15 protein-coding genes are annotated in these 17,683 nt (G+C 26.6%); 2 read left to right on the forward strand and 13 right to left on the reverse strand.

The features are described 5' to 3' along the window. Positions 1 to 170 precede the first annotated feature (170 nt). From I4V63_RS02980 to I4V63_RS03025, 10 genes are all read right to left on the reverse strand, one after another. On the reverse strand, positions 171 to 992 hold the full coding sequence (locus I4V63_RS02980; RefSeq protein WP_195999816.1) for an HAD family hydrolase: 822 nt from the start codon (positions 990 to 992) through the stop codon (positions 171 to 173). Between the two features lie 162 nt (positions 993 to 1,154). Further along, positions 1,155 to 3,281 (reverse strand): SH3 domain-containing protein, encoded by a 2,127-nt coding sequence (locus I4V63_RS02985; RefSeq protein WP_195999817.1) that lies wholly within the window; start codon positions 3,279 to 3,281, stop codon positions 1,155 to 1,157. A gap of 376 nt (positions 3,282 to 3,657) precedes the next feature. Continuing rightward, positions 3,658 to 5,064 (reverse strand): aminotransferase class I/II-fold pyridoxal phosphate-dependent enzyme, encoded by a 1,407-nt coding sequence (locus tag I4V63_RS02990; RefSeq protein ID WP_195999818.1) that lies wholly within the window; start codon positions 5,062 to 5,064, stop codon positions 3,658 to 3,660. Between the two features lie 12 nt (positions 5,065 to 5,076). Next, entirely contained in the window at positions 5,077 to 6,291 is a 1,215-nt protein-coding gene (locus I4V63_RS02995) for a pitrilysin family protein (protein ID WP_195999819.1), read from the reverse strand. Between the two features lie 178 nt (positions 6,292 to 6,469). Beyond that, on the reverse strand, positions 6,470 to 7,822 hold the full coding sequence (gene scfB, locus I4V63_RS03000) for a thioether cross-link-forming SCIFF peptide maturase (protein ID WP_195999820.1): 1,353 nt from the start codon (positions 7,820 to 7,822) through the stop codon (positions 6,470 to 6,472). 374 nt (positions 7,823 to 8,196) lie between these two features. Continuing rightward, complete coding sequence (gene scfA, locus I4V63_RS03005) at positions 8,197 to 8,334, reverse strand: six-cysteine ranthipeptide SCIFF (RefSeq protein WP_003371542.1); 138 nt, start codon at positions 8,332 to 8,334, stop codon at positions 8,197 to 8,199. Positions 8,335 to 8,576: 242 nt separating this feature from the next. Continuing rightward, complete coding sequence (locus I4V63_RS03010) at positions 8,577 to 8,828, reverse strand: hypothetical protein (protein ID WP_195999821.1); 252 nt, start codon at positions 8,826 to 8,828, stop codon at positions 8,577 to 8,579. A gap of 119 nt (positions 8,829 to 8,947) precedes the next feature. After that, the gene (locus I4V63_RS03015) at positions 8,948 to 9,124 is read right to left on the reverse strand and encodes a hypothetical protein (protein WP_195999822.1); all 177 of its coding nucleotides are present in this window, start codon (positions 9,122 to 9,124) and stop codon (positions 8,948 to 8,950) included. Positions 9,125 to 9,292: 168 nt separating this feature from the next. Next, entirely contained in the window at positions 9,293 to 10,192 is a 900-nt protein-coding gene (locus I4V63_RS03020) for a 3'-5' exoribonuclease YhaM family protein (RefSeq protein WP_195999823.1), read from the reverse strand. Positions 10,193 to 10,526: 334 nt separating this feature from the next. Then, the gene (locus I4V63_RS03025; RefSeq protein ID WP_195999824.1) at positions 10,527 to 12,674 is read right to left on the reverse strand and encodes a YhgE/Pip domain-containing protein; all 2,148 of its coding nucleotides are present in this window, start codon (positions 12,672 to 12,674) and stop codon (positions 10,527 to 10,529) included. A 359-nt stretch (positions 12,675 to 13,033) separates the two neighbouring features. Between I4V63_RS03025 and I4V63_RS03030 the strand changes: the two genes are divergently transcribed. Then, entirely contained in the window at positions 13,034 to 14,179 is a 1,146-nt protein-coding gene (locus I4V63_RS03030) for a DEAD/DEAH box helicase (RefSeq protein WP_195999825.1), read from the forward strand. Positions 14,180 to 14,386: 207 nt separating this feature from the next. Here the strand turns inward: I4V63_RS03030 and I4V63_RS03035 are convergent, their stop codons facing one another. Both I4V63_RS03035 and I4V63_RS03040 read right to left on the reverse strand, forming a co-directional pair. After that, positions 14,387 to 15,901: a HAMP domain-containing sensor histidine kinase gene (locus tag I4V63_RS03035; RefSeq protein WP_195999826.1), complete on the reverse strand. Its 1,515-nt coding sequence runs from the start codon at positions 15,899 to 15,901 to the stop codon at positions 14,387 to 14,389. Then, positions 15,891 to 16,559 carry a response regulator transcription factor gene (locus I4V63_RS03040; protein WP_195999827.1) on the reverse strand — a complete coding sequence of 223 codons (669 nt, stop codon included), beginning with the start codon at positions 16,557 to 16,559 and terminating at the stop codon, positions 15,891 to 15,893. The genes I4V63_RS03035 and I4V63_RS03040 overlap by 11 nt, the downstream gene beginning before the upstream one ends. Before the next feature lie 426 nt (positions 16,560 to 16,985). On the opposite strand from I4V63_RS03040, the gene I4V63_RS03045 reads away from it, so the two are divergent. Further along, a complete protein-coding gene (locus tag I4V63_RS03045) occupies positions 16,986 to 17,219 on the forward strand; it encodes a hypothetical protein (protein ID WP_195999828.1) in 234 nt (77 codons plus the stop codon). 51 nt (positions 17,220 to 17,270) lie between these two features. Here the strand turns inward: I4V63_RS03045 and I4V63_RS03050 are convergent, their stop codons facing one another. Continuing rightward, on the reverse strand, positions 17,271 to 17,675 hold the full coding sequence (locus I4V63_RS03050) for a hypothetical protein (RefSeq protein ID WP_195999829.1): 405 nt from the start codon (positions 17,673 to 17,675) through the stop codon (positions 17,271 to 17,273). Positions 17,676 to 17,683: the final 8 nt, after the last annotated feature.

The following is a 17,683-nucleotide window of genomic DNA, read 5'->3' on the forward strand; positions in this document are numbered from 1 at the left end:
GATTTAATTGCTTTATATTTCGTTTAACGTTTACATTATAGCTTTATATGAATTTTTCGTTAATTTTTTTATAAATTTATAAATAAAACAGTAAACTTATTATTATTTTATTAACAAAAATAAGTTTACTGTTTCAATTTATTATTTTATTTAATTATTTTTCTATTTTATTATTTAAATCTACTTTTAAGAAATTCTGCAACCCCATCTTCTTCACAACTTCCTATAACATCTGTTGCTATTTTTTTAATTTCATCTGTAGCATTAGATGTTGCATATGCTTCATCTGCCAATTCAAACATTGGTATGTCATTTACATTATCTCCAAAACATATAACTTTATCATAATCTATATATTTTGATAGATATTTAATTCCATTTGCCTTAGAAGCTTCATTACTATACGCCTCTAAAAAGTAACAATCCTCATAAACATCTCTATAGTAGTTAACATTTATACCATCTATCTTACTTATTTCTTCTGCAATGCTTTTTATTTTTTCATATTCATCAAAAGCAACAAAATTAATTATATTTGCCTTCAATACAGATTCTTTATAATCTGTTACCTTTACAAATGTTTTTAATTTTTTATCTGCTCTTTCCTTATAAAAATTATATTCATAGGCATGTTCAAATTCTTTGTGATATACCCATAAATGATTTTCTGAAATTCCATAAACTAATGGATTTTTATTATACTTCTCAAAAATATCTAATACTTTATATGTTGATTCTTTATTTATATCTTTAATATCAATATACTTTAATTCTTTAGTATCATATATCAAAACACCATTCATTAATGCTACAGGTAATTTTAATTTTAAATCTTGTAATATTTCAACAGCCGTAGCTGGTGTTCTAGCAGTTGCAACTGTAAAATTCATTCCTAGAGAAATAAGATTATTTATAATTTCAGCTGATCTTTTAGTTACTTTTCTATCTTTATTTATTAATGTTCCATCTAAATCTGTAACAAACAGTTCCATTTGCCCACTCCTCTTTTGCTTATTTATAGTCGGTTATTCAGTTTAACACATATTTTAAATTTTTACTAGCAATAAATTAAAAGAGTTATGTAATATTTATTTTATGTATATATTTATTATATCCACAAAACACTATTACATAACTCTAATACTAGTTTTTAATTATGCTATATTAAAATCTATATATTCATTTAAAATATATCCATTTGATTGCTTATAGCTTATTTTACTCCATTCACCACTATCTTCTAAAACAGAAACCTTTTCTCCCATGGCTATTGTTCCAATTATATCTGACTCAAAATCATTATTTTCTCTTACTTTTAATGCAACTGTAACTACAGTTGCTTCTTTCATAGCGGTAGCTTCAGCTATACTTCTATTTTGTAATACTATATAATCTTTAGATACATATCCATATCCATTATTAAATTTAATTTTATACCACGAATTAACAGTTTCTACTATTTCAACTATTTCATTTTTACTTAACGTTCCTATTGTAGAGTAATTTGTCCCTGCTCCACTTCTTACATTTAACGATGATGAAACATTAACAATTCCCTTTGAAGTACTTGTAGTAGTGCTCGAACTTGAATCGTTGTTACTTGAACTTACTGTAACATAGTCCTTACTAACATATCCATATCCGCTTCCATACTTTATCTTGTACCAGCTTCCACTTGTTTCTACTATTTCAACACTTGCTCCATTATTTAACGAACCTATTACTGAATAGCTTGTTCCTGCTCCACTTCTTACATTTAATGCACCATTTACTTTTATTGTTCCTGTTGTACTTGTTGATGGTGTTGTTGTAGTATTGTCAGAACTTCCATTATTTGATGTATCACTGTTGCTTGAATTTACTGTAACATAATCCTTACTAACATATCCATATCCGCTTCCATACTTTATCTTGTACCAGTTTCCGCTTGTTTCTACTATTTCAACACTTGCACCATTCTTTAATGATCCTATTACTGAATAGCTTGTCCCTGCTCCGCTTCTTACATTTAATGTATCATTAACTTTTATTGTTCCTGTTGTACTTGTTGATGGCGTTGTTGTATTATTGTTTGAGCCTCCATTATTAGAGTCATTACTTGAAGAAACAGTTATATAATCCTTGCTTACATATCCATAACCACTTCCATATTTTATTTTATACCAACTACCACTTGTACCTACAATTTCAACTTTAGCTCCATTGCTTAATGATCCTAAAACAGAATAGCTTGTCCCTGCTCCGCTTCTTACATTTAATGCACCACTTACTTTTACAATACCTGTTTGTACACCTTCTGTTGTAGAATCTTCTGGTTTTTGTGTCCCTGAATTATTTAATATAACATTATTATTTAAATAATCCATTATTCCATTAACAATTCCTTCAGCAACCTTATCTTGATAACTACTAGAGCTTAGGTTCTGAGCCTCAGTTGGATTTGAAATAAATCCACATTCTACAAGACTTGAAGACATTTCTGCAGTTCTAATAACTGCATAATTTGCTGTTTTCACACCTCTATTAGTTGCATTTGTTGTTTGTATTAAATCATTTTGTATATCTGTAGCCAATTCTTTACCATCTTGTCTAGTTGGATAGTGATAAGTTTCAATTCCTTTTGCACTAGAAGCTGTAGCTGAGTTTTGATGTATAGAAACAAATACATCTGACCCCTCTTTATTAGCCATATAAGTTCTATCAGTTAAAGATAGATATGTATCGTCATATCTACTCATCTTAACCTCTACACCTCTAGCCTTTAACTTAGCTTCTATCTTTTTAGATATTTGCAAATTAAGTTCATCTTCAAGAACTCCATTTTGTACAGCTCCATTATCAACTCCACCATGTCCTGGATCAATAAATACTTTATAATAATTCCTATCTACATTCTTAACATTGCTTCTTGAATAACTAGCTGTGCTTATACCATCTTCCGTTATGCATACTTCTAATATATATACGGTGTCCTCTGTTTGTTGAGATACATAAGTACTACCTATTGATTTTCCAACAAGTTCTCCATCAACTATTTCAGCTACATTTTCATTGTATATAGTCCAACCTTCATCTATTGGTAAATCAATAGCCTGTCCTACTGTTAAAACTAATCCATCTTCTAATACAATTTCTTCATTCTTGTATTTTTCTAACAATTTAATTAAATCACTTTCAGATACATTATAAATGCTTTCCGCTCTTGCTATATGAGATGGAGTAATTAATATTCCTGAAAGTATTAATAAACTTAATATCTTTAATTTATTAATGATGACCACCCTTCCTTCTATTTAAATATACCTTTATTATACATATTTTTACGCTGAAATAAACCAATTTTTATGAATATTTTGCTACACTCTTGCTTTTTCATTAAAATTTCGTATTTTTAATTCATGAACAGAAAAATTACAATATATTTTTACCTATATTGTAATTTTTTTAAATATTATTTGACTTTTTCCCATATAATCATTACAAATTCTTTACCTGTTTCTGATTTAATCAAATTTTCAACTCTTTTAATTACCTAACCCTTCTTCTTTAGTTACTTCTGTAACCTTATAATCCATAGCTTCATATCCTTCAAATGATATCTCATAGTTCTGAAATTTTACTATAGGTATTTATTTAAATTTAATAATTTACTTTTTACTACTTTATTATTTTTACTAATCCTCTCTCTATGCCCATTACTGTTTTATTATTCCTTATATATCCAACGATAATTTCAACAGCTTCTTTTGATATTATCTCACCGCTACAAACTAATGGAATTCCTGGTGGATAAGGAATTAATGCTTCCTTTGAAATTTCCCCTATGCTTTTATTAATATCAACATACTCAAATTCTTTATCAAATACTTCATAAGGCTCTAATGCCTTTTGCGGGATTATACTATAATAATTTTGATATTGACTATCTATTACTAATGATAAATCTAACTTTTCAATTGAATTGTAAATCTTTTCAAAATCCTTTTCTAAATTAAAAGGTGATAAAATTAATACTACTCCACATGCAAAACTCATTTCACATTGTATTTTCATACATCGCAAATAGTCTAACAATTTATGTCCACTATATCCTTTGGGTAAAGTTAATATATATCTACTTAAATCTAAATTATACCCTTGCGGTAAATCTTCATTTTTTAAAACACTTACTTTATTTAATTTATTAATTTTAACGCTCCACTTATTTGCCAAATCTATTAATTTATTATAATCCTCTTGACCATAATTATCTAAATAATATCTAGAATAATCTAATGATGACATTATTAAATATGATGGTGATGTTGTCATAAATGCTTTTAAATAAAAATCAACATTCTTATCGTTATTTACTAAAAGATATGAACCTTGAGTTAAACTAGGCAAAGTCTTATGTGCACTTAATACTAAATAATCTGTATATCTAGCTATAGATTTAGGTAATCTTTCACTTACGCCATAATGCGCTCCATGTGCTCCATCTATGATTATAGTCAATCCTCTTTTTTTCAAATCTTTTAATGTATTAAAAATATCGTATCCTATTCCAAAGTAATTTGGATAAGTTAGGATTACTCCCTTTACATTATTACATCTATCTAATGCTTTATATATTTCCTTTTCAGTTGGTGGCAAAAATAGCCCCTTGTCTTCGTGAATTACAGGTTCTATATATTTTACTTTTAACTTTCTTAAAATAAGTCCATTGTAAACTGATTTATGACAATTTCTCTCTACTAAAACTTCATCCCCTTCATTAAAAGCATCAAAAATAGAAGCTAAATTTCCTGCTGTACTACCATTAACAACAAAATATGCCTTCTTAACTCCATAACTTTTTGCTAATAATTCTTGTGCTTCTTTTATTACTCCTTCTGGTGCATGAAGATTATCTAATGGATCTACCTCTGTAATATCTAAGAATCCCATATTTAATGCAAATTCTTTTCCTATATCATCTCTTAGAAACCCAATACCACTTTTATTTCCTGGCATTGAAAGAATAAGATTATCTTCTTTTTTATACTTTAATACTTCTTCTAATAAAGGTACCTTTTTACTCATACTTTCCTCTTCTTAATTACTTATTACCTGTACAGTCATATCCTTCAATACTTTCTTAGCTGTATCAACAATATAATCTATAGGCATTTTATTTAAATCTTCAGTTTCATCAATATATAACATTCCATCTCCAAACATGATATCATAAGTTGCTATTCCCATAGCTAATCTTACACTTTGTTCATTTGAAAATAATCTCTTTAATTTGAAACTCTTTATTAATTTTTCAACATCTTCTTTTTTTAACTTTTCCCTATAAGAATCAACACCTTGTATTAAATCTTTAACAAGCTCTATTGATTTATCTACATTTTCATGTGCTGTACTATAAGTAATTTTATATACCTTTATGTACTCTTCATTTGAAACTCTAGTTAATACATCATAAACTAAGTTATATTTAGTTCTTAATGCGTCAAACAATACTGAATTTACACCTTCTCCAAAGTGTTGATTAAAAATTCTTAATGCTTTTATTTCCCATTGATTTAAACTATCTATAGGAAATATAATTTGCACCTTTGCACTATTTATATCTTCTTTTTTATCTATAAATATCCCACTATCTGGTTTACTAATTATTCCATCATCTACAGGTAAACTTTCACTTCTCCAATCAATAAACCATTCTTCTACTATATTCTTAACATCTTCAAATTCTAAATTTGAAATAATAGTTATAGTTGCATTATTTGCACAATAATAATCATTAAAGAAATCTATAGCATCATCTATTGTCATATTATTTAATGATTCTTCAGTTCCTATAATAGGATACTTAAGTCTTCTATTGTTCATGCAATTATAATAAAGCTTATCTTCTGTATATTGTTCTAAATCCTCATCCCATTCCTTAAGCTCTTGCTTTATTACTTCCATTTCTTCTTTAAACCCTTCTTCAGTAAATACTGGAGCTAAAAGAATATCTGAAAATAACTCTAATCCTTTTTCCAAATCCTCATTTAATAACGTTCCATAAAACACAGTATAAGGATAATTAGTCATAGCATTTTGAAATCCAAATATGCTACTTAATTCTGCATTTATTTGTTTTTCACTTCTTGTTTCCGTTCCCTTATAAACCATATGCTCAGTTACATGCGCTACTCCAAGCTTTTCACCATCTCTTACTGCCCCTGCTTCTAATGCTATACATATAGAACTTAATTCACTATTGCTTTTTTTATAAATTAACTTTAATCCATTATCAAAAATAAAATCTTTCATTTATATATCACCTCTTATTTATAGCTTGTGTACTTGCTTGTACACGGACGTATTTTTTACTTTAACAGAACATATAAATTTTACTGCTTTATTCAATAATATTTATTAATATTATAAACCAATATATCCTAATAATAAACAATAAGGACAAGCAAAATGCCTGTCCTTATTATTTGTATTATTCAGCTTTAAGTGCTATTGCGCATTCAATTCTCTTCTTTTGCATCTTACATCCTAATTCGTAAGGAATATTCATATCTCCATTAAATGCAAAGTTGTTTGATTGACATCCACCTGAACAGTAGAATCTTGCCCAACATTCCCTACATTTTGGCTTATTGTAGATATGCGCCTTCTTAAACTTTTTACCTAATTCAGCATCATAAGTATCATCATAAATGCTTCCTAGCTTAAACTCTTCCTTACCTACAAATTGGTGACATGGATAAACTTCACCTTGTGGAGTTATTGCAACATATTCAAATCCTGCCCCGCATCCAGAAATTCTTTTATAAACACATGGTCCACCATTTAAATCAATGTTGAAGTGATAGAAGTTAAATTCATCTCCTTCTTTCTTTCTTCTAGCCATTTCATTATATAGCTTATCATAATTTTCAAATATTTCTGGTAAATGTTCTTCTTTAAGCTCTAATAAATGTCCTTTTTCTAAAACTACTGGTTCAATTGAAATTTCTCTAAATCCTTCGTTTACCATAGCCTTAACATCTTCATAGAAGTCAGTGTTAGCTCCTGTAAATGTTCCTCTTACATAGTAATGCTTAGATTTATCTCTCTTTTCAATCATTCTCTTAATGTTTGGAAGTATATCGTCATAAGAACCACTTCCATCAACTTTAATTCTTACATTATCGTTAACTTCTTTTCTACCATCTAACGAAAGAATTATATTACCCATTTCTTTATCCATAAAGTCCATCATTTCTTCAGTTAAAAGAGTTGCATTTGTAGTCATAGTAAATCTAATATTCTTTTTCCAAGCTTTTTCATTTTCTCTAGCATAAGCTATTATTTCTTTAACCTTGTCCATGATCATTGTTGGCTCTCCACCAAATAAATCAATTTCAATGTTTCTTCTTGGACCACTTCTCTTAACTACGTAATCTATTGCTTTTTTTGCTGTCTCAACAGACATTACCCCTTTATGTCCATTGTACTCACCTTCATCAGCAAAACAGTATTTACATCTTAAATTACATCCATGAATTATATTTAAACATACTGCTTTTATATAATCTCTATCATCCATTGATGAATGTGCTATATCTTCATATTGATCTCTTGAATATAATATATCTTCATCTATAAGCTCTAATAATTCTTCATAAGCTTCTGATATAGTTTCTTCACCATATTTAGCTCCAAATTCTTTTATAAGCTCTTCTTTCTCTCTTAGTTTATTATCATCTACTAAATCATAAACTAATTCATCTACAATATGTACAGCCCCTGTATTAACGTCTAAAACAAAGAAGTTATCTCCTTGTTTAAATTTGTGTATTAAAGCCATTTCAATTCCTCCTAATATTCTTTTTATTAATACGCTCTTTCTCGCGATTACAACCTAATAATTCATTTAATCCTAATATCAATTGGATAAACTCAACCTTCATATAATTACAATAAAACTCTTTATTCCATTTGTCGAATAAAGTGTACTTTGTGCAACTTCTACTAACTAAATCAAAGATTCTAATTTAAAGCAAGCTACTTCTCATTCCACTCAAATGAGTGAATTCAGTTAGCTAAATCACAGATTTCAATTCGAAGGAAACTCCTTCTCCCTCTGGTCGAATGAGTAAATTCGATTAACTAAATCGAAGATTTAGAATCTCATTTATAAAGTTAAGCAGTAACTAATAAATAGTTACTGCTTGTCCTTAATTAGTTTTCACACTCTAAGTTAGCAACTGTGCAAGAAGTTTTGCAAGCTGATTGGCATGAGTTTGCACATTCTTTGCAACCTGGTTTGCAAAGACTGTTTTTGATGTTTGTTTTATTGATTGTTTTTATGTGTTTCATGTCGAATCCTCCAATAATAAAAATATACCGTGGTAATTATAGCATAATTTTCTATGGTAATAAAGCTATTATTTTTACCATTTAAAAATGTAACTATCTCACGTTCCTATTATAATATAAGAATTCATAAAAAATACCAACTATTTTTTCTCTATTAAATTTAAATAACAAAAAAGCATTTACCATTAATTCACTTGTATGTAATAAAGAAAAATAAATTAATAGTAAATACCCTTCATTTGCTATAATGATGTTTCTTTTTTAAATTCTTCTATCATATCTTCTTCTGACATAGTTTTATCATCGTATGTATTATAAATATCATTTAAATGTACTGTGTAATATACATTTTTACTTTTCTTTTGTTTCTTATTCTCATCTTGATTTTTAGCTTTTTTATCCATATTATTTTTAACTAATATCCCAGCTGCAACTGATGCTACAACTGCTGACAAAGCTCCAAAAATAATCTTTTTATTGTTTCTTTTACTCATACTCTCCACCTCACTATTATAAAAGATTATATACATATTAACTATCTGAGTCAATTTATAAAACAGTTAATTTTTCATTATATAATTAAAACTATAAAATATATTTTTTCATTTAATATTTACTTATTATTTTTCCCAAACTTTTCTCTTTCTATATCTATATTTTCTTTTAAATCATTAAAATTATTTTTATTATTAGATTTAACTATACTTTCAACATTTACTATTGAAGTATTGCTACTTTCACTCTCTACAAATATATCTTCTTCATTTAATTTATCCTTAAATCCATTCATATTATCTTCTCCCTTATTTATAATAATTCTACTTATTTTAAATTAGCTACAAATAAATTTTTCTTTGTTTTATTCACCAAAATTTACATGACTTAAATTACTAAAATTAAATTTAAACATATAAAAATTCATCTAATTAAATCATGACCTTAAAATATTAATTTTAATCTACAAATATAACTTTGTTTCAATTCTCCTATCATACTCTGACCAACTTCCAGCTTCTGTTTTTTCTTTTATTTGTTCTATTTTATTCATAGTTGCATCAATAGAATCTGCATAATTAAGAATAAAAGATTCCTCCATTCTCATTTCCCTAGGTGATCCATATTCAAGTTTTCCATGATGTTGTACTATGCACCCTTTTATTCTTGTAATAAAATCATCACTATAAAAATCTGGGTTATCATTAAATGCTTTTTCTATCATCTCTATTCCTATTACTATATGACCTTCCATCTCACCCCTTAAGGTATACTTAAATGGCCCATCATAATATAATTCGTATATTTTACCTATATCATGTAGCTTTGCTGCTAATATTGCAACTTCTTTATTTCTACAATCATATTTTTCACAAAGAACAATTGTTAAATACATTACTCCTAATGTATGCTCAGCTAATCCCCCTATATAGTTATGATGCATTGAAACTCCCCCAATAGCTCTTTTAAACTTTTCTAAAAAACTTTCATCTTTAAAGAAATAATCATTTAAAGCTTTTCCTTCTCTTGAAATTATATATTCACTCGTATACATCTCAATTTCACTCATAATATCTTCTATATCTCTTTTTACTGTAGGCAAATAATCTATAGCATTATAATCTTTTACCAATGAATATTTTTTAACCTCTAAGTTAACATCCCTCTTACCTTCTATTTCAATAACTTTTCCTTCAACAATATCTCTTGTTTTATTTGGTATAGTTGCTTTTACTTCACCTGTTTTATCTGCTAAAATACATACAACCTTACTTGTATCTCTAAATATTACCCTCATTACCATTAATGCTGTTTTTATTTCTGTTCCATTTTTGACATCTTTCAAAAATACATCCTTCTTCATTTGTTAATTCCTCCAAAGACTATACTCATCTTATAACTTAGTGTAACCTAAAAAATACTAAAATATTTTCCTAACTTAGAATCTACTATCCCCAAAGTTGTTTTTTATATAATAAAAACCTCTATAGATTAGATAGCCTTATTTATCTAATCTATAGAGGTTATTTTACTTTTTATATTTATCTAATGGAATTAATAGCTTCTTAGTTCTTTCCTTCTCTACTTTTATCATACTTTTTAAATATTTACTACTAATTTTTCACTTATACTTATGCACTAATAGGCGATGTATTAAAAACAAATACATCGCCTATTATTATAAAATACCTTTTAATCTATTCTCCAATACCGCTCTTTTCAACACTCTCAGTAAATCCGTGTAATAATTTATTAATTGGTTTCTTTAAGAATAATGAAATTAATATAAAGATTGCCCCAAATATTAACAAAACAACTATATCCTTAACTAATACACTTTGAACTACTCCACCTATAGCTTCTCTTGCAAGCGAAATAGCATAAGTGAAAGGTAAAAATGGATTAATTGTTTGGAAGAACTTTGGTGTTAATTGAATAGGGAATGTTCCTCCTGAACCACCTAATTGTAAAACTAGTAGTACAATTCCTAATACTTTACCTACATTTCCAAGCACTGAACATAGTGAATATAATATAAATGTAAATATAACGCTAGTAAATACACTACTCAATACAAATAAAGCTGGATTTACACAATATATCTTTAAAAGATATAAATCTCCTAATGATACTATTACTGCTTGAATTATTGATATAGTCATAAATAGCATCATTTTACCAAAATACTGTGATACTGCAGAATATTCACCCTTTGCTTCAACAGTTAGCATAGAAGATAATAATAACAATCCTACCCATAATGATAATACTGTATAGAAAGGTGTCATTCCTGTTCCGTAGTTACCCATTGGGAATAATTTATCTTCTATAAGATTAACTGGGTTTGATAAAAAGTCACTTCTTATATCAACATCACTCTTTAAATAATCTATAATTTCTTTAATATCTGCACTATCATTAACACTTCCAATTTTACTTATTAAATCATTAAGTAGGTTTTCAGCTTCTGGAAGTTTTGCCTTTACAAAATCAATACCTTCAATACCTTTATCAGCACCTTCATAAACAGTATTCATAATATCTGTTACTTGTGGTAATTTATCTTGTGCCTCTTTTAATACTGATACTACATTATCTGCAACTGTATATGCATCATCAAAAATAGTATTAATTTTGTTAGTAATATTTGCATCAAAGTTATTATATAAATTATTTGTAATATTGCTTATATCATTAGTAAATGATATTACATTGTTTAATAAACTTAAATCTGGCTTTCCACCATTAGCTATACTATCTTTAACTGTATTTAATGCAGTAATTGACTTATTTATTGCCCCTTGTACATTTGTTAAGGTGCTTATAATATCGTCAAACTTTCCTGGATTAAATTTATTCATAGTTTCTAATATTCCAGTTAATGATTCAGCACTCTTATTTATGCTGTTTAACTTTTCTAAAATACTATCAACTATTTCTGGTGCATATTCTGACCCTGAGTTAATCGCATCAATTAAAGCACTTGTATTAGTAGAAATTTCATTTGCAATTTCATTTAATATTTTTATATCATTCTTTATTACAGGTGCAATATTATTTAAATTACTTTTTGAAGTACTTAAAAATTCTTCTAAATTTGCGCCTAACTTTTGTGAGTTTTCTAATGTTTCAGTTATTAGCGGAATATCATCTTGAATATCTGAAATTAACGTTTTTAATTTATCTGCTCCATCTCCAGCTAAATTTACAACATCATTTATATTAGAAAACTGACTTTGAACCTCTAATAATTGATTATAAACATTATTTAATCTAGGAAGCTGATTTTCTAATTCAGTTCCTAACTCTTTTCCAAGTCCAAATATTGCATTACTTGCAGTTTCTACAACTGCCTTACTTACCTTTTCTTGTATAGCACTTGCTCCCTTATCTGTAAGTTTAGGTGCAATTGCATTTATCTTCTCATTTACTGTATATATTATATTACCCTTTTCAACATCCTGTGTAATTACAGATGTAAGACTTTTTGAAAAATCTTCTGGAATTGTAATCATGGCATAGTATTTGCCCTCTTCAACATTTTTTGTTGCTTCTTCCTCACTTACAAATTGCCATCCCATCTGCTTATTATCTTTTAGCTCATCTACTACATCATTTCCTAAATTGACTTCTTTGCCATTTAAAGTTGCTCCTAAATCTTTATTTACAACTCCTATCTTAATTCCACTAGTAGCTGATTCAGCATATGGATCCCAAGATGCTTTAATATTAAACCAAGCATATAAAGATGGTAGTATACATAATGCTATAACAACAATTAGTGCACCATAATTTTTAAAGATATTTTTCATATCATTCTTATAAATTTTAAATGCATCTTTCATCTCTTTTTCTCCTTTGTATTTGACTTTAACTTACTTTAATAATATTATCACTTTGGTACTAAAATTCAAGTTTTAGTTTTCTAATCATATTAATACTCTTTTTCAACTTAAAATGGCTCTACTACTAAGAGTATACGTATACTTTCGAAAAAAGTTTTTATATTTTTAACAAAAATTAAACATTAAGTTAACAATTTATTCATTTTTTCCTCCTTTTTTTTACTTTATTCATTTTAATATACTATTATTATGTACTAATATTTAAAAATCATTTTACATTTAATTAAATAAATTTCTATACTTAAATTATTTTTAGTGTATACTAAAATAGATAATTATTATTAACTGAGGAGAATAAAATGAATATGTCATTTAATGAACTTAATTTAAATTCAAATATAATAGAAGGATTAAAGCTTCAAGGAATAACTTTACCTACAGAAGTTCAAAAGCTTACTATTCCAAAGGCTTTAGAAAATATAGATATAATAGCAGAATCTCATACTGGAAGTGGTAAGACATTAGCTTATTTATGCCCTATTTTTCAAAAAATAAATACTGAAAAGAAAGAAATGCAAGCTATAATTTTAGCACCTACTCATGAATTAGTTATGCAAATAGATGCCCAAGTTAAATTACTTGCAAAAAACTCAAATATGAATATAACATCACTAACAATAATGGGTGAATCAAACATTGAAAAACAAATAAAAAGACTTAAAGAGGTAAAACCACATATAATAGTAGGTTCTGCAGGAAGAGTTTTAGACTTAATTAAAAAGAAAAAAATAACTGCACATACAATTAAAACTATTGTTATGGATGAAGCAGATAGCCTTTTAGCTAAAAATAAATCTACAATAATTAAAGATATTATTAAAACTACAATGAGAGATAGACAACTTATGTTCTTCTCAGCTAGTATAAATCCAATTTCTTTAACTATTGCTAAAGATTTAGTTAAGGAAGTTGAAATTATTAAATCTTCAAATAATTCTGAACTTAACCCTAACATTTCACATATGTATATAGCTTGTGAATTTAGAGATAGATTTGAAACACTAAGAAAATTTTTAGCTGCTGAAAATCCTAAAAGAGCTATTGTATTTGTAAATAATAGTACTGAACTTCAAAATATAAATGAAAAATTAGATTATCATAAAGTTAAATCTACTGGAATTTATGGGAATGCATCTAAGGAACAAAGACAAAGATCTATCGAAGCTTTTAGAAATGGTAAATTTAATGTTTTAGTTTCATCAGATGTATCAGCTCGTGGACTTGATATTCCAGAAGTTACTCATATTATAAGCATGGATTTCCCTGCAAATCCAGATGAATACTTACATAGAGCTGGAAGAACTGCACGTGGTACGCTTTCAGGAAATTCAATATGTATTGGTACTAGACGTGATTTAGAAGCTATAAAAGCTTATCAAAAAGCTTTTAAAATAAAATTTAAAGAAATGAAGCTATATGGTGGTAACTTAATTCCTGTAAAATAATATCAATTTATTTTTTAGCATAATTAAAATTATTATCTTTAATCAAAAAAATAGATATTATATTAGAATATAATATTTATTTTTTCCAGTTCGTTGAAAAACCCCCTGTTTAAAAACAGAGGGTTTTTTCATTATTAGTTGTGGATAAAATTTTGGATTCAAAATCTTATCAAAAGTAGTATTAAAATATGAAAATAATCATTAATTCTAGTTAATAAATTTCATTTTAAAAATTACTGAATTTTCGCTACTCTCTATAGTATAATTAATATTTTCATGTTTATCTAAAATAGTTTTTACTATATAAAGACCTAATCCAGTTCCACCTGTTTTTCTATTTCTAGATTTATCAACTCTATAAAATGCATTGAAAATTTCACCAATTTGATCTTTCGGTATCGAAACACCTGTATTTTCAACCATTAGTTCCTCTTTAGATAAACTTATTATTATACTTTCATTGTTTGGAGAATATATTATTGCATTTTTTATAATATTCGTTATTACTTTTTTAATAAGCCTTTCATCAGAAATTATTAAAATGTCTTCATCTATTTTGGTTATCAACTTTAATTTCTTTTTATCAATAAAATATCTCAGCTCTCTTAATACGCTTTTTATAACTTTGCTTAAATTAACACTTACAAAATTATATTTAAATTCACCATCTTCTCTTTCACTTAAATGTAATATTTCCTGAACCAATTCACTCATCTTTTGTGTAACATCATATGATTCTTTTAAATATTTATCTCTATCTTTATACTTACCAATATTATAAATCATCCCCTCTAATTGCCCACTTATTATAGTTATAGGTGATTTTAATTCATGAGAAATAGTAGCAACGAATTCTCTTCTTTCCTTTTCTAGCTTTCTTTCTATCTCAATTTCTTCTGTAAGCCTAGAATTTATTCTTTCTAATTCTTCAAAGGATTCTTTTAAATTCTTGTTCATCAAATTTAAACTATTTGAAAGTTCTCCTATTTCATCTTCACCATTAACTTCTATAATATGATCAAAATCAAGATTAGCCATCTTTTTAGCAACTTTATTAATATTAAGCAAAGGTCTACTTATTAACATTGAATAAAAACTTGAAATAGTAAATGCTATAATCACTATTGCAAAAATGGCAAATGGTAAAAATAGTATAATACTATCACTTGCTTCATTTTCTGGGCTAACTGGGAAATGTACAATCATATGATATGCACTATCTAAACTTTTAACATAAACAACTTCATCTATATTTAAACTTTCATTTTTGCTAATTAATTCATATACAAATTTATCTTTAGCTACGCTAACACCTAAATTAAATTCACTACTATATTTCTGAAAGCTTTTAAATGGTTCATATTGTACATGGTTATATAAAAATGGAATATTATTAGGTTCATTTGCTCCTTCCCTAAATGATGAATAAATAATTTGGTTTATTAAATTATTTTCATCTTTATTTACAAGTAAAATATCCAAATTATTTTTATAAGAAAATTCATCAAGAAGCTCATTAATATCTATATCTTCATCCTTTGATAATTGAGATTTTAGTTCTCTTATCTTTTCATTTATATTATTTACTTTGTAAACTTCATAAATTCTAGGCATAAAAAAATACATACATATATATAGTAAAGTAAATGAAACTATTATAATAAAACTACTCCACAAAAATATCTTTTTCTTTATGCTTAAATTTCTCCATTTACTTTTCAAGAACATATCCCACACCTTTTATAGTTTTTATATAATCCTTTTTTATTTTTTTTCTAATATTTTTCATATGAGCATCAATAACTCTAGTATCTCCAAAATACTCATAGCCCCATATTTTTTCAATTAATTTTTCTCTTGAAACTACTGTTGGATAACTATTTATCATTAGTTTTAATATATTAAATTCCTTTAAAGTAAGTTCAATTTCCTCATTATCAATATAAGATTTAAAAGTTTGTAAATCTAATTTTAATCCCTCAAATTCTAATATTACACTTTTCTTCTCTTCCTTTTGTTTTCTGCGCAAAACAGCTTCTACTCTTTTAATCAATATATTAAATGAAAAAGGCTTGATAATATAATCATCTGCATTTAAATCAAATCCTTTTATCTCACTTTCTTCATCGCCTAGTGCTGTTAAAAATATAATTGATACTTCTTTATCTAAATTTCTTATCATTTTACATAATGAATGTCCATCAAGTCTTGGCATCATCACATCTAAAATTACTACATCATATTTACTTTCTTTAAACTTTTCATAACCTTCAACTCCATCATTTGCCACATCAACATCATAATCTTGTGAAGATAAGAATTCTACTATCAATTCTTGTATTTGATTGTCGTCTTCTACAACTAATATTTTATAACTCATATTTTCCTCCATAATCTTTTCACTTTTTCTTTATAATTTTAGCATAATACCCGTAAAATCTTCTTAAATTCATTTAAATTTCAGTTGCTAATATATTATTAATTCATATATTTTAAGGTTTGAGATTTAATATAAATATATACATAGTAATTAGGGATATATTTATTTAATGAACTTACTGATGCTGAAGAAAAAATAGCTCAAATTTCAAAAGCAATTTATTATAATTAAATCCGTTTACAAACCAATAAATTATAGCTTATACATAATAGAATACCCTATTAATGTCATTACATTTATTGTATAATTTTCCTATAGATGAATTTTCAAATTTTAATTTGGTTAAATGAACTTACTACTATGAAGGAAAGTAAATAGTGAGTTTCACTTAATATAAATATTTTACTTTTATGAGGTGGTTATAAAATGAGTAATAAAAAGAAAATTAAAGTAAGCCCCGCTCAAAAGATAGCTGATAAATTCTTATATTGGGGTACTATCATAGGTTTAATATTAGGAGTATTAATAGGCTCCATTATATTTTTCATAACAGATAACATGTTCTGGCTTGCATTATGTCCTATAGTATTTTTATTTTTAGGATTAGGCCTAGGTTCCTTTCTGGGGAAAAATAAAAAAGAAATAAAAAAGCATTCATAACTTAATATAATAAAAAGTGCTTACCAAAGTTATGTAAGCACCCTTTATTAATTATTTACCTTCTTCATTATTATTTTCTATATTCTTTTGATCTTCACTACTTGCACTACTACCATTTTGTTCAATCTCTTTAACTTCACTTTCTAAATCACTTGTAATATCTTTTATAGATTTAAATTTCTCCATAATTGTATCATATCCACCACATAATATTAGCACTACTACTAATGAATTTATAAACAGTCTATAATAACACTCTACACTCATTACTATACTTCCTGTAGCCGTTTTTATTATCATTAAATGAGCTATTGCTAATATTAATGTATATATCTTCGTAGGTATCTTTTTTATTAAAGGAAAATCTTTTGTAACAAATACCACCAATTCAACTGCCACTAATGTTCCTGTAAATGTTGAAAGGAAATTTTGTGTTAAGAAATCAGTTATTTCCATAATAAATA

It is taken from the genome of Clostridium sp. 1001271B_151109_B4, assembly GCF_015670405.1.
Lineage (GTDB): Bacteria > Bacillota > Clostridia > Clostridiales > Clostridiaceae > Clostridium.

Excerpts from the sequence above, each read along its gene's own strand:
- I4V63_RS03045 (WP_195999828.1), top strand. The coding sequence starts at position 16,986 with ATGAGTAATAAAAAGAAAATTAAAGTAAGCCCCGCTCAAAAGATAGCT.
- scfB (WP_195999820.1), bottom strand. The coding sequence starts at position 7,822 with ATGGCTTTAATACACAAATTTAAACAAGGAGATAACTTCTTTGTTTTA.
- I4V63_RS03010 (WP_195999821.1), bottom strand. The coding sequence starts at position 8,828 with ATGAGTAAAAGAAACAATAAAAAGATTATTTTTGGAGCTTTGTCAGCA.
- I4V63_RS02995 (WP_195999819.1), bottom strand. The coding sequence starts at position 6,291 with ATGAAAGATTTTATTTTTGATAATGGATTAAAGTTAATTTATAAAAAA.
- I4V63_RS03050 (WP_195999829.1), bottom strand. The coding sequence starts at position 17,675 with ATGGAAATAACTGATTTCTTAACACAAAATTTCCTTTCAACATTTACA.
- scfA (WP_003371542.1), bottom strand. The coding sequence starts at position 8,334 with ATGAAACACATAAAAACAATCAATAAAACAAACATCAAAAACAGTCTT.
- I4V63_RS03015 (WP_195999822.1), bottom strand. The coding sequence starts at position 9,124 with ATGAATGGATTTAAGGATAAATTAAATGAAGAAGATATATTTGTAGAG.
- I4V63_RS03025 (WP_195999824.1), bottom strand. The coding sequence starts at position 12,674 with ATGAAAGATGCATTTAAAATTTATAAGAATGATATGAAAAATATCTTT.
- I4V63_RS02980 (WP_195999816.1), bottom strand. The coding sequence starts at position 992 with ATGGAACTGTTTGTTACAGATTTAGATGGAACATTAATAAATAAAGAT.
- I4V63_RS03040 (WP_195999827.1), bottom strand. The coding sequence starts at position 16,559 with ATGAGTTATAAAATATTAGTTGTAGAAGACGACAATCAAATACAAGAA.
- I4V63_RS03030 (WP_195999825.1), top strand. The coding sequence starts at position 13,034 with ATGAATATGTCATTTAATGAACTTAATTTAAATTCAAATATAATAGAA.
- I4V63_RS03020 (WP_195999823.1), bottom strand. The coding sequence starts at position 10,192 with ATGAAGAAGGATGTATTTTTGAAAGATGTCAAAAATGGAACAGAAATA.
- I4V63_RS02990 (WP_195999818.1), bottom strand. The coding sequence starts at position 5,064 with ATGAGTAAAAAGGTACCTTTATTAGAAGAAGTATTAAAGTATAAAAAA.